This window comes from Bacillus sp. LBG-1-113, from assembly GCF_020708615.1.
GTDB classification, from domain to species: domain Bacteria; phylum Bacillota; class Bacilli; order Bacillales; family Bacillaceae; genus Bacillus; species Bacillus mojavensis.
In genome coordinates this window covers 174490-190541 of sequence record NZ_JAJFDG010000003.1, presented here as the reverse complement: position 1 = coordinate 190541, position 16052 = coordinate 174490, and the positions used below count along the sequence as shown (strand labels likewise).

The window sequence follows — 16052 nt, the reverse complement described above, 5'->3', positions numbered from 1 at the left end:
CTAATCTATACCTTATGGTCTCTCCCATCGTTGTCTTGGCTTCACTTTACTCCAATCCCATCTATGCTTATGAGGAACTATTGGATGTTCTTTTGCGTTTCCATGATTAGTATAATCAATATCGTATTTTGCCCATCCTCGATGATCATATCTTCTTTTTTGATGCATTTTCTTCTTCTTTATCCAATATACAGTGCTGTTCCGTTTTCCCCCCTTCGCTACTGGTTTTTTAAATGTAACATATCTATTACTCTTCCTTATTTTCCCTCTATATTTTACACCTTTTGATTTTCGAACGAATTTGTAACTTTTAACCGCTTTATAAACCCGACTAGCACCCTTAAATATCTTCCCAGGCCCAAAGTTAGTAGCAGCTGCCCAAGCAGCACCTTTCCACCCTTTACCTGATTTATATGCCTTATACCCATCATAGGCTGCAAACCCGGCATTTACCACAAGCCATACCCAATGCCCATCCGGATCAACATTCATCACCGGGTTATTATTTCCATAAGTATACCCATTCTGATCCAGTGAATCTCCGTCGCTGCCCGGGTCTGGGTCGAGCGATAGGAACACGCCGTTTCTTGGCTCGTAGTAGCGGGCCATGAGATAGTACAGGCCGGTTTCTTCGTCGTATTGGTAGCCTGCGTAGCGGTAGCGGTTGTCTTTTACTTCATCGCTTGCTTCGGTTTTTGTTGGATTTCCCCATGCGTCGTATTGATATTTGGCAACAGTTTTTCCAGTGCTGTCTGAGATCGCGATGACGTCTCCGTGTGCGTTGTAGTGATAAAAATATTTCTTGCCATTTTCTGTGTAGGATAATAGCTGGCCGCTGTCACCGTATGTGTATGATTTTGTGACTTTGTTGTCCGCGTCTGTTTCATACAAGACGTTCAGGCTGTCTCCGTCGTAGAAGTAGTTCGTGACTTTTCCGTTGACGGTTTTTTGGATTCTGTTTCCTTTTTCGTCATACTTATATGTTGCGAATGGCTTGTCTTCGCCTTTTTTTGTAACGGCAGTCAGGTTATCCTCCGCATCCCACGTATATGTGAATTTGCCGTCAGATGTGCGGTTGCCGTTTTTATCGTAAGAGATGCTTTCCTCATTGACTTTTGTCAGCTGGTTCATGATGTTGAAAGAAGCGTTCACCGTTTTGCTTGTACCGTCTTTTACAGTTGTAACGGTTTTCCGGTTGCCGAATCCGTCATATGTGTATTCAATGACAGTTCCGTCTTCATGGGTTTCCTTGATAAGCTGATTCAGCTTTCCATACTCATATTTCACCTTGCCGCTTGCTGAGCTGTTTATCGTTGTGCGGTTGCCGTTTGCATCGTATTCATAGCTTTCTGTCAGAATGCTTCCGCCATTTTTGTCGCCGATATGCAGCGAGCTTACAAGGTTTCTTTCGTCATATGAAAAACTTGTTCCGCCGCCGTTGCCCGTAATAAAGGTTTGGACGTTGCCATTTTCATCATAATCAAATGAATAGGAAGATGTACTATCTTTCATCTCAACCATTTGATCCAGTTTGTTATACGTAAATTGATTCGTTCCTTTTTGGTCCCCATGGCTCCATGAGAAGGTTTTCAGCTTATCGGAGTCACTAGGATATGTCCATGTTTGGCTGCCGCCGCGGTCAGTCAATTCGGTTAAACGGTTTTTGTTGTCAAATGTCCGTTTCTTTGTGGTGTTCTGCTCTTTATTGACGACCGATGTTTCATTTCCATTTTTGTCATACGTGAAATCGTACTTTTCTGTACCGTTATACGATTTTGATTTCACCCGGTCTGTTCCATCATAAGAAAGAGACACTTCGTTGCCATTCGGTGAAATGGTTTTGGTTAGATTGCTGTTGGCATCATATTCACTTGCTAGCACATTACCCAGAGGGTCAGTTGTTTTGACAAGCTTGCCCATGACATCATATTCATATTGATAGGTTTGATCTGCTCCCGCCCGAATGGTTTTGCTTACCTCATTGCCTTCCTTATCATAGCTGTGAAGGATAGACGTGCCGTTAGAGAGCGTCATGTTTGTCAATTGGTCTGCCTGATCATACGTATAGGTTGTTTTTTCACCTTTTGCATCCGTTTCAGCTGTTTTCTTACCCGTTTCATCGTAATCAGTTGAAGTAGCGTAACCTAGTTCGTCCTCTTCCTTGGTCACATAGTTTCCATTGCTGTCATACGTGCTTTTTGTTAAAAGGCTACCTTCAATCAGACGGATATCATCAAACCACGCGGTTCCTGTCGCGCTCTTTTGAAACAGTATGCTGATATCGACTTTATTAATCGGCTTTGTTTTTGGTATAACAACAGCTGCGCGGTTCCATTCCTGTGTTCCAGAAGGGAATTTCGCATTGTAGACGCCTGTGCTGCCGTCCGCATAAGTGACATTAGCCTGCAGAGAATAGTCTTTTTCATCTGTGAACTTGACACTGCTTGCTTTCGACATTCCTGTCAGTGTGAGATAAACCGGTTTGTCGTTTGCGCTTTGCCCTAAGACAACGGTTTGTTTTGTTACTGATCCGGCTTGGGACGCACTGGTCCGGGCAGCTTTTAATGATACTTCATCATTAAAGCCTTCTTCAGAATCAACGGATGCCCCGCTTGCGCTCCAGTTTTCCGTTGCTGATGTGAAACTGCTGTTTTGAACTGGGTTATAGCTTGACGATACTTCGCCTTTTTCCAGCTGAACTTCATCAAACCATGCTTTCCCTTTGCCATCTTTATCTTTATGGTCCACTTCCATATACACAACAGCTTTTCCTGCATTCGCAGGAGTCGTAAAAGTGATTTGCCGTTTTGTCCAGTCATTTTTTCCGGCTAATGCACTGTATTCATTGTGAATCCATTGAATTCGTTTTTGATCTTTGTCTCGCAAATCAATATTAAAGTAAGCTCTTGATTTCGCTAGATCGGTTTTTATTTTCCCGCTTAATGTATAGGTTGTATTCGGCTCCAGCTCAACTGTTTGAGTCGCTGATGAATACCCGTGATCTGTTCCGGCAGACGTTGATTGGCTCAAGACTTCCAATGCCTTTGATCCGGAAAGAACCCCGCTTTTATCGGCGATGACTGAGATTTTGCCGCTGTCTTTAGATGCGGTCAGATTCCAGCCGGATTTTTGCGCTTCAAAGCTTCCATCTTTCAGAATATTGGTTGAGGCGGATAACTCTTTGCTGGATTGAATCTGATTTCCGTATTTATCATAAACGGCTGCTGAAGATGATTTTCCGCTCTGATCGGTTTCGGATACAGCATCCAGTCCGTCATAGGCAATATCCGTTACATTCCCCTCAGTATCCTTCATCTTTGTGACATCGTTGTTTTTGTTGTATTCGTATGTCTCAGTTCCATATGCGTCTTTAACAGACGTAACGTTGCCATCTTTGTCATATTGATAGCTTTCCGTTGCTTTTCCTGTTCCGACGTCGTTTGGATCTACATCTTCTACGACATTGTTGCCTTCATACTTTGTATTCGTTGTAATTTTTAACCCTTCCGCATCATCAATGACCTGAATCGGATTTCCCGCTTCATTATAGCCGTACTGTACTTTCCGGCCATTCGGCTGTGTCATGAGAAGCGTCTTTTTATCAGCATCATAGCGATAGACATATGTTTCTTTCTTAGCGTTAATCGCTTTATCGAGACGGTGCCCGCTATACTGATATTCGGTAAAGACAGGCTTTGCTTCGGTACTGTTGGCTGAATATTGTTTGATAAGGCGTCCTTCACCATCATAGTCATAGCTTGTGACAGTCCCATCTGTATCCGTGACTTTCTTCAGCAAATCATTTTCATATGAGTAGGTGACTTTCTTATTCTTAGGTCCGGTGATGGAAGTCACATGGCCATTTTCATCATATGTGAGTGTGAGCTTGCGGCCTGATGCATCTGTAATGGCTGTCAATTGATTCTTGTCATTATAAGTGTAGACGGTTGCATTGTTGTGGCCATCCACTATCTTTTGAAGCTTGCCGCCTTTTTTATTGAAATAGGCGTTTGTTTGATCCTTTGTTTTTAATATGAACTGATCAGCTGTTTCTGTTAATTCAAGATAGACACCGGTCGGCGGCTGATACGTGCCATCGGCTTTTTTAGTAAAGCGATGAGTAGTAGCGTCTTCATCAATATACATTGCCCCGCCGTTCGTCGGTATGACAGATGTTTCTGCATCAGCATACCAGCCTTGTCCAAATAAGTGATCAGAGCTGTCAAGACTGTTGTAGGTTCTCGATAAGCCCAGTCCTGGTCCGCGCCCGTCAATTGACATATCCTCTTCATTCACAATGACATTTCCTGTCGCACCGTTTAACTGGCCACTTGGGATATCAATGATAGACCAGTATTCTTCTGTTCCAAGGAATTCTGCGCCTTCATGGAACGTTGGGTTAAAGGGTGCTGTCGGAATCGTTTCACCATTCGCATCATAGGCGGAAAGAGTGAAGGAATAATTCTTCTTCCCTTTGTAATTTCCATTTGCATTGTTATAGACAGGTGACGGGTCAAGTGCCAATTCACGGCCTTTTCCGTCTGTATGCAGCTTGTAGCTTCCGGCTTTTATTTCCTCAGAAGTCGGCCAAATGTTTTTATTTTGGGTTGTCCAATGATCCACGTCCCCAACATCATAGGACTGATATTCTTTTCCGTTATAGATATTAATTTTATAGCCTTTCGCATTTTGAACCCTTTCCCATATCAAATTCACATAACCGGTTTGGCTTGATTTTGTGTTTGTATACACATAACCGGATAAGTTCTTTGGTTTAGCGATATCAGGAAGTGTCGGGTTGGCAGCCGGTGATGCAATGGCTTCGCCATCTTTGTTATAGGCGATTATTTTAAATGAGTAATTTTTTTTGGCTGCATCCCCACCGGCGTTTTTATAGGTTGGTCCGGGATTGATCGGCAGCTCTGCTCCGTTTCCATCCTTTAGGTGTAGAGCATATTTTCCCGCTTTCATTTCTGCACTTGTCGGCCAGATCTTTTTCCCCTTGGTAGTCCAAGACGTCTGATTTCCGAGATCAAGTGTCTCAAAGCCTTTCCCATTGAACACTTGGACTTTATAGCCTGTTGCACCGGATACAGCTTTCCAAGAAAGATCGAAGTATCCTGTGGCATTCACATTATTAAAGCCCTTTGTTGACGGTGCTTGTGCTTTTCCTACATTAGGGATAACAGGCTTTGCCGGTGCGGACATCGCTCCTTCTCCCTGATCAAAGATTGCACTGACGCCAATCCAATAGTTTTTGCTTGTGGCATAGCTTCCGCCGGAGTTTTTATACACTGGAGATGGATCTAGCGCTAATTCAGTACCGCCTTTGCCATCAAGGTGAAGCTTGTACTTACCGGATGAAATTTCTGCACTTGTCGGCCAAATGTTTTTCCCTTTTGTGCTCCAGGATGTCGTGTTGCCGACTGAGATCGCTTGATATTCTTTCCCATTATAAATCCATACCTTATAGCCTTTTGCACCCTCGGCCTTTTTCCAGCTGATATTGAAAAAACCAGTGCCGTTCCCGTTATTGTATGCTTTAACAGCAGGTGTGCTCGCCTTCGGGATGGTGTATGTCACTTCAATATAAGGCTTATTGTTTGAGTTCGCTGAGGAAATTAGTTTTTTCCAGTATTCCTTACCGTTTCCGTTTGCATGAAGCTTGAATCCATAGTTGGCCCCGCCGGAGTTCCATGCCTTTACAGCGGCGGTCACATCGTAACTCGCCCACTGTCCTTTATGGACGTCGGCTTTTCCGATATTTTTAGATGCCGGTTTGGTGTTCCATGTTACTTTTGCATGATCATAATTGCTGTTGACCGTATCCAGCCAAAGACCAGTTGCCTTTGTTCCGTAATAGGAATGGGCGACGTATGTTTTTAATGTAGCTTTGCTGACTGTCATATTTTGAATCGGTTTTAAATTGTTAAATTTCATGAACGCATAGTTTGTGCCTGTTGTTTTGTCGTAATAACCCGTTTTCAGCACATAGGCCTTCAGATTAGCATCCCATTTCTGCGAAGATGCAGAATAGTTGGTCGTCGGGTAGGCACTCATGACAAACGTATCTGATGAAACAGATAAGGACGTTGACGGGTCGATAGACACTGGATACACGCGTTCAGGGTCTTTCAGCCAGTTCTCGTCTGCCGTGAGATGAAGCAAATACCCTTCATCATTCTTTTCCAGCTTATAGCTGACTTTTTCTGATCGTCCCACCTCACCGGAAAGCTCATCCAGTTTTGAATCAGTCATAAAAGGTTTAGGCACAGAAAAAACAACTTTTCCTTTTTCATCAGAAAAATCTATTGATCCGTCCTCTTGTTCTTTTGCCTGCAAATTGGTTTTGACCTGAAATGAAAATGTGTTGTATCCATCATACTGATGAAGGACTACATCTTCTTTTATGTTTTCGTTGAATGTGAAAGTCTGAAGATCAATGTTCGGAAAAACATCCGGATAAACAATCTCATTACCATCAGTCTTATAATCTGCTGGAGTATCTTTCGGAGTAAGTGAAGTTTTATTTGGACCTTTTGCTTCTACAAGTGAATATGTAAGGTTGTGATCATTGTGCTCAAAAGTCGCATAAAGTCCGTTCTTCATTTGCTTTTGAAAATCTGAATTCAAAACAGCATTTTCAGTTTCGACTTGTTTGCTTGTCGTTTCTTTTAATTCAGGAGAAATCTCCTCCCAGTCTGCATTCGATGTTTCCTTTGTATGAATAGGATCAAGGTATACTTCCTGTTTATAAACACCGTCCCCTTCATAATAAAGCTTTGTGTTTTCCGTTCTTTCTGAGGTGATTTCTCCCTCTTTGTTTATATCCTTCTCATTAAATGGTACAGCTTTCTCTGTTTGATCATTCTGAAGGGTTTCTTCCGGATCAGCAGCTGCGACACGATTTCCGGACTCTTCTTCTGAAGTTTTTGCCAGTACATCTACTGGCAATAATGAAATCATTAGCGCCAACACTAAACATACGGCAATGAATCTCTTAACGTTCCGCCTCTTTCTTTTTTTCATTTTCTCTCTCCTTTTGTAATAAAAGTAATATTTACTCAACAATGTTAACGTCACTGAAATATTATTACAATATTTTTCTAGAAAATTTATCTTATTTTAAGATTTAAACAGAGCATAAAGACCCAAAAAACCAAAAAAAGGCCCATTTAAGGCCTTTACACTTTTTTCTATCATGATTGAAATTGTTCTAAATCCTTTTCTTCAGCAGCTGCATCCGCCTTCCCCTGCCTCCTGACAAGCGTCAAAGCCATACCCCCAAATATCATCACAATGCCGAGCGTTTGATAAAGATCCGGGCGGAACCCTGTAAACACGGTATCCAGTACGATCGCGACAGCGGGGTCGAGGAAGACAATGATCGAAATAAATTTCGTTGATAAAAATCGCAAGCTGTCAAAAAACAGCAAATACACAATACCTGTATGAATAATACCAGTGGAGACGACCATGATCCAGTTCCCCTGAGACAGGTCAGCAAAAGCGCCGAAATGAATAAACGGAAGGAGGATGATGACACCTAATCCGGTCTGCAAAAAGGTTGTCGTATAGGGGCTCAGATTGTGAATGCCCTTTCCTAATAACGTTGTGAATGCGTAAAACAGCGCGGCGAGAACTGCCCAAATGATCCCCGATCCCATCAGCTGGCTGAATGAAGTATTGCCGTTAATGCCGGAAATCAGCGCCGTTCCAAGAAAACAGATCATAATGGAACTGACGGAGATGACATTCAATTTTTCTCTATAGATGATGCTCCCCAGGAGAAGAACAAGCACCGGTGCAAGGTGGTATACAGAGATGGCAATGGTAACTGACGTTTCTTCAAAAGACTTAAATAAGAAGACCCAATTGAATACCAGAAAGAAACCGCATGCTAATGTTTGCAGGACTTCCCGCTTGCTCCATTTTTCAGTTTTATGCTGACCGGACGCCAGCCAGCAGACGCTTAAAAATAACGTCGCGCACAGACAGCGAACAAATACCAATTCAAATGACGGCAGATTGGTATGCTCTGAAAAAAAGCCAATGGAACCGAAAATCACCATAGAGATGATCATTTTCAGCACGGCTGTTGATTTTTGTTTTGGTAATAATAAAAGATTTTGCTGCATCAAACGTATTCTACCTCCAGTTATGTATATGGAAATGCACCCTTTATTATAGTTTCTTGCCGGCCGTCCAGCCGTCTATGGCTAGGTTTGAGCTGTAATGAAGTGTGCCTCATTAGAAGCATTAACTTCTTAGAGAAACGATATTTTACTTGACTGCCCTCGCGTATGAGGGGCATGATTATCTATAATAACTGAACCATTTCATCGTCCTTGAAACGATTCTTCCGTTAATTCTGTTTGGATCACACCCGTTGAAATGCTATTCCTGATTCCCTTTGAACATAGCGAGCTGCTTTGTCAGTCCGATGACCGCATGCTTGGAGGACATATAAATAGCCCGCGCAGGCTCTGCCATCAAGTGGACACAGAGCGATGTTAATCATACACCTTGTTTTCCCCCCTCAGATCACAGCCTTGCTATCATGTATATCACTATTTGAATGATGCGGCTGATCATTCTAGAACAGGGGTGATTTCCCTTATTCCTGCTGCGTTGAATAAAATATCCGGATGTAATTGGCTTTTCTTCAAGCTTTGGCATCAAAGATCCCGCCTGCTGGACTTCAGACAAGTCTGATTCTTCCTGTTTACTATAAATTCTGACTTTTTATTTGTTTGAATATCTACTCCATCGACCCGAAAGCTGTCCGCTAAAGATTATGTGACCGCCGAAAAGCTGATTGCCGTTTCTCTATTTACCCCAGTAATTAGTCATTCTTTTTTTGCCATTTTCTGTTTTTACTCATTTTGATAATTTTACATAAGCTTGCATATTATAGTTTGTAATATCATGTAGGATCGCCACCCATCCTCTATTTTCCATATGTTTATCATACAGACATTTACCAAAAAACTCACCTGTTTTTTAAGGAGAGAGATCATTATGGTTCAAGCTTCAGGTGCACGATGAAATGATCAAATGACTATTTTACATCTGTATCTGTTTCAAAAAAGCCCCGGATTCCTTTCTTGTTCCAGGTTATTTTTTCTAGTAAGAAAGAAAAATCCATTAAATACCGAACTACTCTTTAGAGTTAACTATAAATGAGAAGGGAAATACTGTTGATATTGAAACTTTTACGGCATACTTTACAATTTAGAAAGGAAAGATGTGGATGGAGTCTATCTGGCTTGAATATGTCTGGACATTGTTCATTTTAATCGGATTAGAAGGACTGCTATCGGCTGACAATGCTCTTGTACTGGCAGTTATCGCCAAGCATTTACCCAATGATCAGAAAAAGAAAGCGATAAATTATGGAATCATAATGGCATTTGCCTTCCGATTTGCGGCGCTTTTTGCCATTTCGTTTATCGCAAACGTCTGGCAGATTCAGGCGATAGGAGCAGCGTATCTTCTTTACCTGGGCTTAAAGCATGTGATTAAGGCCCGTTTCGGGAAAAAAAGTAAGAATATTCATGAGGAGGACAAAGAGGAGGCTGCCGGGAAAGGTTTCTGGCCCACAGTCGGAAAAATTGCTTTAGCGGACCTCGCTTTTGCCATTGATTCGATTCTGGCTGCGGTTGCTTTAGCTCTCGGGCTTCCTGATTCACCACTTGATGATTTCGGCGGCATGGATGGAGGACAATTTATTATTGTTGTCCTAGGTGGAATTGCAGGCCTTATCCTAATTAAGTTTGCAGCAACTTGGTTTGTAAAGCTTCTTAATCAACGCCCTGCACTGGAAACAACCGCATATGCCATTGTGGCCTGGGTCGGCGTCAAACTGGTGGTCATTACCCTTGCCCATGAAGACATTGGAATCCTAGATCATCACTTTCCACACAGCACCATCTGGACACTAATCTTCTATGGCGTATTAGTGGCCATTGCTTTATTCGGCTGGTTTGCACCGGCCAATAAATCAACAGAGAAATAAAGATATAAAAGTATATTGGTCATTTAAACATATGCGTATTAATATTTGAAGCCAAACAAGATAGAGGCGTCCCCTTACTGATTAAGGGAGCGCCTCTTTTGGGTAACATGTACATTTTTATCTATCGAACAATTAATACAGGACAAGGCGATAATTGAGACACTTTGTGGCTGACACTACCAAGCATCATCTCTTTCAGGCCGCTGATGCCCCGGCTGCCGACTACGATCAGGCTGACGCCTTTCGCTTTTGCGGTATTTCTTTTGCCAGATGCACTGCGGCATCAAGCGCTTTTGCACTCATGTCTGCGGCTTTTAATAAATCCCCTATTATCACTCAGTTTGAATTTATCATACTGAAAAGATTCAATGACAACAATATAAACGTTTTCACTATATTATTTTCAGCTAAATAGTTAGTAAAGAAACTATTTAACACTCTAAAGGGTATATAGACATAAAAAATCAACTTATCCTTAGGTTGTTAATCATTCTTTAACTCATTTGTTTTTAAAATACAATCTAACAATCCCTTTATTCTTTCTGCCTCACCACTTTCATTGGTTCTCAATCTAATAAAAGGTATCCCCGATTTTTCAAGAATAGAGTCCTTTAATTTATCCCTTCTTTTTTGGTCGTCTGAATGATGATAAGAAGTACCGTCTACCTCTATTACCCCAGCAGGTTCATTGCCCATTTTGTAATAAAGCAGAAAATCAAATCGAGCTACTGTTCTAACGAACCTTTGTTCCTCTTTGTTTAAATGGGAGGTATCATTAAATAAATCCTTTAAACGATACTCCCTTCTAAACTCAATTTTTTTATAGGCTTCTTCTTTAAGAATATCTCTGAGCAAACTCGCTATAATCCTTTCAGATTTAAATCTTGAGTCACTCTCTAGTAGTTTATTTTCTCGTTGTACTAAAACTTCTGAGAATTCTTTATATAGTAAATCGAACACGGAAACGACCTGACTTTCATGATATAAACTAGCTTCCGTATAATATTCCATATAACGTATTAACTCGGAGATTTCTTTGTTACTTCTCTTGAAAATATCGACAGCAGATACTAAAACAAAACGTTTTTTTGCTCTCGATATAGCTACATTTAATAAAGTGGCACTATCAACAAATTCAATATCCTTTTTACCGCCCTTATCATCAAGTACTGTGGAGAAAATAATCCCATCACATTCTCTTCCTTGAAACTTATGTACAGTATCTTTAATAATTACTTCTCTCATATAACGGTTAGCTGCTTTTATTTGGGCTCTATAAGGAGCAATAAATCCAATATCATCAAAATCATGTGGGAAAACCTTCTCTCTAATCGTTGCCTCTTCAAGAGAATCCAATTCACGAACATTGTGTCGTCCGCCTTGAAACCTCATATGATTTCCTTTAACGGTTTTTATTAAAATAATTGAAGAATCCTCTTCTTCATCATATTTAGTCAACGGAATGAGATTGCCTTCATAGTATTGTTCATTACAAAATTTGATGATCATAGGGTGGCAACGATAGTGCTCCTTTAACAAAGTAACGGGAATTTTATTCTCATATACTTTTAGAATTGAATGCAGCAGGCTATTTTCTACATAATCAAAGCAAGGTTCGATTCCCATCTCTCCCTTTAATATGTTCTTATCTGGAATATGAGGTAGTTGTTTCGTATCTCCAACAATAATTACATTTTTAGCACAGCCTAGAGCAAGGATACCTGGCATCAATTCCAACTGTGAGGCCTCATCTATAATTAAGTAATCAAATAAGAAACCATCTGGAATTGATTTCATTAAAGAGAATGCAGTACTCAGAATGATAGGATATCGATTTATAAATCGATCAAACTGCTTTGCGTCTTTATACTTCTTGTGCTCAAAGATCTCTTTCTTAACCGCTTTTTGTTTATTATGTATATAATTTTTAAAAATTAATGTAGAATAATTTTGAATTCGATTACTTAGCTCGTCAAAATTTTTGGCATGTAGCATTTGATTTATTTTACTTAACTCTGTATTTAATTCAGTTAGTTTTTGCTTATAGAATTGATATTGGAGTTGAGAAAGCATTTTCTCTTTATTTAAACTGTCCCCTATTTGTTTGAAGTCATATAATCCATAGTAGAAAAGATATTTGGTTTTCTTAAAGAAGTTCATTCGGTTCTGTTTGTTGAGTACTTCATCAACCATAAAATTTAAAATCTTAGAATTATTAAACTTATAAAAGGGTAAAAGCTTTGGCTTCATGGTTTCTAATGAATCAAAATGTTGTTTATAATATTTTTTCTCTGTTTCTAGGTCTTTTATTTGCTGTTTTATTACTGCTTGTCTGTTTTGTAACTTTAATAGTTCTTTAATAGATTCTACATCACTTAAGAGGCTTTTCAGTAACTCTGATTCTCTCTCATTCTCAATCTTCCAATCGGCTATATTTTGAGGAAATTCCGGAAGTTGCTCAAAGAATTTCTTTTGATTACCTTGGCTACCTAATGATGCGAGAAGAAAATCGTATCCTGCTTTCTCCATTTTTTCTCTAACATTAGCAACTGCAGAATTATTACTTGAGACAATCGCAGCATTCTTTCCTTTGATCACTAAATTAGTAATTATATTTAAAATAATTTGTGTTTTCCCAGTACCAGGAGGGCCTTCAATTACACTTATTTGAGAAGAAAAAGCAGATTGAACTGCCTGGATCTGACTTAGGTTTAAACCAAAAGGAAAAAGGAGTATCTCTGAATCCTTATATGCCCGACTTTCCTTCGAAAAATAAGCATAGAGAGCACTTTCTATTCTTAATGGCATACGCTGAATTTCACCTTCCAAAATAGGTGGGATATCATTTTGTGTTTTATCTTTAACAGCCGCTATATATCCAAAATAATCTAATAAATGTTTAAACTTTGCATTACCTAAAGTAATCTTTTCAATATCTTTTTCTTTATAAATATATTTCTGATCATTTCCACTAAAATTTAAAATAGCATATTTATCTCCATATATTATAACGTTTTCAATATTCGCTTTTACATTTCCCTTTAAAACAAGTCGTTCTTGTTTATTAATGACCATTTCTCGAACAGGTGTAATTATACACCTATCTAACTCTTCACTTTTCTTCATTCCACTTTTCAATGTAATATGAACAATTATTTTAGCATTATCACGTTTAGAAAATCGCCATTCTTTAATTTGATCAGAATATGTTGTATTACCTACCTCAATGCTTACACCCGCCAAATTATTCCCTCCAAAAACATCTTATTTATCTATAAAATTGTTATTTTTTGTTATAGTATACAAAATTAATTAGAGATTATCAAAATACCTATTAGAGTAGTAAGTAAGAAAAGAACCTTTTCTTAATCAAGAAAAGGTTCTCAAATATAATTTATCTTATAATCTTACTCCCCATACAGCCTCACCGCTACCATTCAATACACTAAACGTCATCACGTTCTTCTCTCTCACCGAATCCCACTGGCGTAAAAATACGCCATGATACATCTTGCCTGCTAACGTAAGTTCAGCTGTATTCTTTCCGGTTTTCTTCCACGTTCCGGTCATTTCCCCGGAAATGGTGTGGTCTTTGTTGAGCTGAATGTTGATGGTTTTTTTGATGTCTGCTGAGATGTCTTTACCGTGCTGAATGAGCTTGTAGGTTCCTGTGATGTCTTTTTGTTTTGCTTTTTCCAGTATTTCTCCTGCGTAACGATATGGCGCCACTACCGGCCAGCCGTCTTTATTCATGAACATTTGATGGACTCTGACTTCATGTTCTTCACCCCTGCCCGGGAAGCGGGTGTGGAAGATTAAATAGGAGCGTCCGGTTTTTTCGTCATAGTATGCGGAGTTGTGGCCCGGTGAGACATAGCCGGTTCCTTTTTCATTTTCTGTTTCAAATGAATAGCTGCCCATGAGTTTGACGCCGTATGGTTCGATGGAGCGGTCGTCGAAGAATGTGCCTTCTTTGCCGCGGACGTCAATCATTGAGTTGCCCTCTGCATCATAATACGGGCCATCCGGATTCTTGGAGCGGGCGACACGAATGTTATAACCGCCTGTTGCGTCAAGACCGCCATATGATAGGTATAAGTAGTAATACTTGGTGTCTGGATTGTAGAGCACATATGGGCCTTCGATTCTGCTGTGGTTGCCGCCGAGCAGTTTTTTGCCGTAGCCCTGTCCAGGGAGCGGGAAGCCCGTTTTCGGATTCATTTCCAGAATGAAAATGCCGCCTGAATATGAACCGTACACCATCCACAGCTTGCCGTTTTTATCAAAAAAGGTGTGCGGGTCTACGACATTTGGGTGTTTGGTTGCGTCATAAGGTGTTCCGTCACTGCTTGTGCCTTCCATGCCTGATTTCAAAAAGATGCCCTTGTTTTTATAGGGCCCTTCGATGTTGTCAGCGACGGCCACTCCCATGGCGGATCTTGGTGAGTCACCGCGGCAGGCGTTGTAGTACATATAGTATTTGCCGTCCGCCAGCTGCGCGACATCAGCCGCCCACAGGGTATTGGATTGCGCCCATTCGAAGGTATCTTTTAATTCTTCATAGACATTGGGAATAAGAGGGTTGTCGTTGCTAACGCTGGTGGTCAGCTGCTGCCATTGCATGAGGTCATTCGTTTTTGCTGAAGCGAGATGAGATCCAAAAACATAAAAGGTGCCGTTTGACTCAATGATGGAAGGATCATGGACACTGACTTCTTTAAAGACGGGTTTTTCTGCCTTTTGCGCATAGACGGAGTTTGGCAGGGTGAAGGCCATGATAAGGGCTGCAAGAAAACATAAACGGAACAATCGGTTGAACATCTAAACAATTCGCCTCACTTTTTTTTAAATTTTTAAACGCTTACATTTTTTATGAAGAAACACTGGCCCGCTATGAAGGCCGGATGTTTTCATATTCAAACGGGTAGGTAATGCCCCACTGTTCTCTGACATTGTCCAAGATGCTCATGACATTCCAGGGAGAGACTGATGGTCTGGCTGCCTGTTTGGTGCAGGACTGCTGCTTGCATATCCTCTACTTCATAGTTCAACCCTTTTGCGGTTTCTCCTTCTTCAATCTCCTCTGTTTTTCCATTGGCGTATGTAATGAGTGCTTTTTCCGGCCTTGTAAAGTCGTCGACTGTGATAAAGCCATTTTCTCCGGCAACTACGCCTCTTTTTGGCATTTTCGCTCTCATTGTCAGCGATATGACAGCCATTTCGTTGTCAGTGTTTTTTAAGATGACGCCCGACTGCTCGTCTACAGTCGGCTTGGCAGGGCTGAGAATCTCATTCGGCTGGCCCGTGAGAAAATACCTTGCGGAAGAGAGCGCATAGGCTCCTGTGTCCAAGAGTGCGCCGCCACCCACACACCTATCTGGCATGAATGATGTGCAATGTGCTGAGATTTCTGCATCACGATATCACAATACCAATCTAACTTGTTAAAGACTGTAAAAAACCTTTTGACTTCTATTGCTGAAACACTTAATATAATACTCAGTTAATAGTTATCAGAATTTTTAGGAATTGAGTGATTCATATGACACTGCATAAAGAGCGCCGGATCGGCCGGCTGTCTGTTCTTCTGTTGCTTAATGAAGCTGAAGAACGTACACAGGTCGAGGAGCTGGAGCGAGATGGATGGAAGGTCTGTCTTGGCAAGGTAGGATCAATGGACGCGCATAAAGTAGTAGCTGCAATTGAAACCGCTTCCAAAAAGAGCGGCGTCATTCAATCTGAGGGCTACCGTGAGTCACACGCGCTTTATCATGCGACAATGGAGGCTTTGCATGGCGTGACCAGAGGTGAAATGCTGCTAGGATCGCTGCTTCGGACGGTGGGATTGAGGTTTGCCGTTTTGAGGGGAAATCCTTATGAAAGTGAAGCGGAAGGCGATTGGATCGCTGTCTCGCTTTACGGAACAATAGGAGCGCCGATTAAGGGACTTGAGCATGAAACATTCGGCGTTGGAATTAATCACATATGAAACAGCCCATAGATCTTAGACGATAGGGGGCTATGCGTGAAAGCA

The 16052-nt window shown here is 40.9% G+C and carries 7 protein-coding genes and 1 pseudogene; 2 read left to right on the top strand and 6 right to left on the bottom strand.

The genetic code is table 11. From position 1 onward, the window contains the following. Positions 1–12: 12 nt before the first annotated feature. Both wapA and LJF29_RS10555 read right to left on the bottom strand, forming a co-directional pair. Entirely contained in the window at positions 13–7029 is a 7017-nt protein-coding gene (gene wapA, locus LJF29_RS10560) for a tRNA nuclease WapA (protein ID WP_229148400.1), read from the bottom strand. 170 nt (positions 7030–7199) lie between these two features. Next, positions 7200–8138 carry a DMT family transporter gene (locus tag LJF29_RS10555; protein WP_229148689.1) on the bottom strand — a complete coding sequence of 313 codons (939 nt, stop codon included), beginning with the start codon at positions 8136–8138 and terminating at the stop codon, positions 7200–7202. Between the two features lie 1115 nt (positions 8139–9253). Between LJF29_RS10555 and LJF29_RS10550 the strand changes: the two genes are divergently transcribed. Beyond that, on the top strand, positions 9254–10018 hold the full coding sequence (locus LJF29_RS10550; RefSeq protein ID WP_229148393.1) for a TerC family protein: 765 nt from the start codon (positions 9254–9256) through the stop codon (positions 10016–10018). A 121-nt stretch (positions 10019–10139) separates the two neighbouring features. Here the strand turns inward: LJF29_RS10550 and LJF29_RS10545 are convergent. From LJF29_RS10545 to LJF29_RS10530, 4 genes and pseudogenes are all read right to left on the bottom strand, one after another. Next, a pseudogene (locus LJF29_RS10545) lies at positions 10140–10277 on the bottom strand (universal stress protein); the annotation flags it as partial. 224 nt (positions 10278–10501) lie between these two features. Continuing rightward, positions 10502–13261 carry an AAA domain-containing protein gene (locus tag LJF29_RS10540; protein ID WP_229148392.1) on the bottom strand — a complete coding sequence of 920 codons (2760 nt, stop codon included), beginning with the start codon at positions 13259–13261 and terminating at the stop codon, positions 10502–10504. Between the two features lie 156 nt (positions 13262–13417). Beyond that, positions 13418–14839, bottom strand: coding sequence for a glycoside hydrolase family 43 protein (locus LJF29_RS10535; protein WP_229148390.1), 1422 nt, complete (start codon positions 14837–14839; stop codon positions 13418–13420). Between the two features lie 95 nt (positions 14840–14934). Next, on the bottom strand, positions 14935–15369 hold the full coding sequence (locus LJF29_RS10530) for a hypothetical protein (RefSeq protein WP_229148389.1): 435 nt from the start codon (positions 15367–15369) through the stop codon (positions 14935–14937). A gap of 191 nt (positions 15370–15560) precedes the next feature. On the opposite strand from LJF29_RS10530, the gene hutP reads away from it, so the two are divergent. Then, complete coding sequence (gene hutP, locus LJF29_RS10525) at positions 15561–16007, top strand: hut operon transcriptional regulator HutP (RefSeq protein WP_069838380.1); 447 nt, start codon at positions 15561–15563, stop codon at positions 16005–16007. Positions 16008–16052: the final 45 nt, after the last annotated feature.

What these genes read in the sequence shown, in the direction of transcription:
- hutP (WP_069838380.1), top strand. Translation starts at nt 15,561, where the DNA reads ATGACACTGCATAAAGAGCGCCGGATCGGCCGGCTGTCTGTTCTTCTG.
- LJF29_RS10535 (WP_229148390.1), bottom strand. Translation starts at nt 14,839, where the DNA reads ATGTTCAACCGATTGTTCCGTTTATGTTTTCTTGCAGCCCTTATCATG.
- LJF29_RS10555 (WP_229148689.1), bottom strand. Translation starts at nt 8,138, where the DNA reads ATGCAGCAAAATCTTTTATTATTACCAAAACAAAAATCAACAGCCGTG.
- wapA (WP_229148400.1), bottom strand. Translation starts at nt 7,029, where the DNA reads ATGAAAAAAAGAAAGAGGCGGAACGTTAAGAGATTCATTGCCGTATGT.
- LJF29_RS10550 (WP_229148393.1), top strand. Translation starts at nt 9,254, where the DNA reads ATGGAGTCTATCTGGCTTGAATATGTCTGGACATTGTTCATTTTAATC.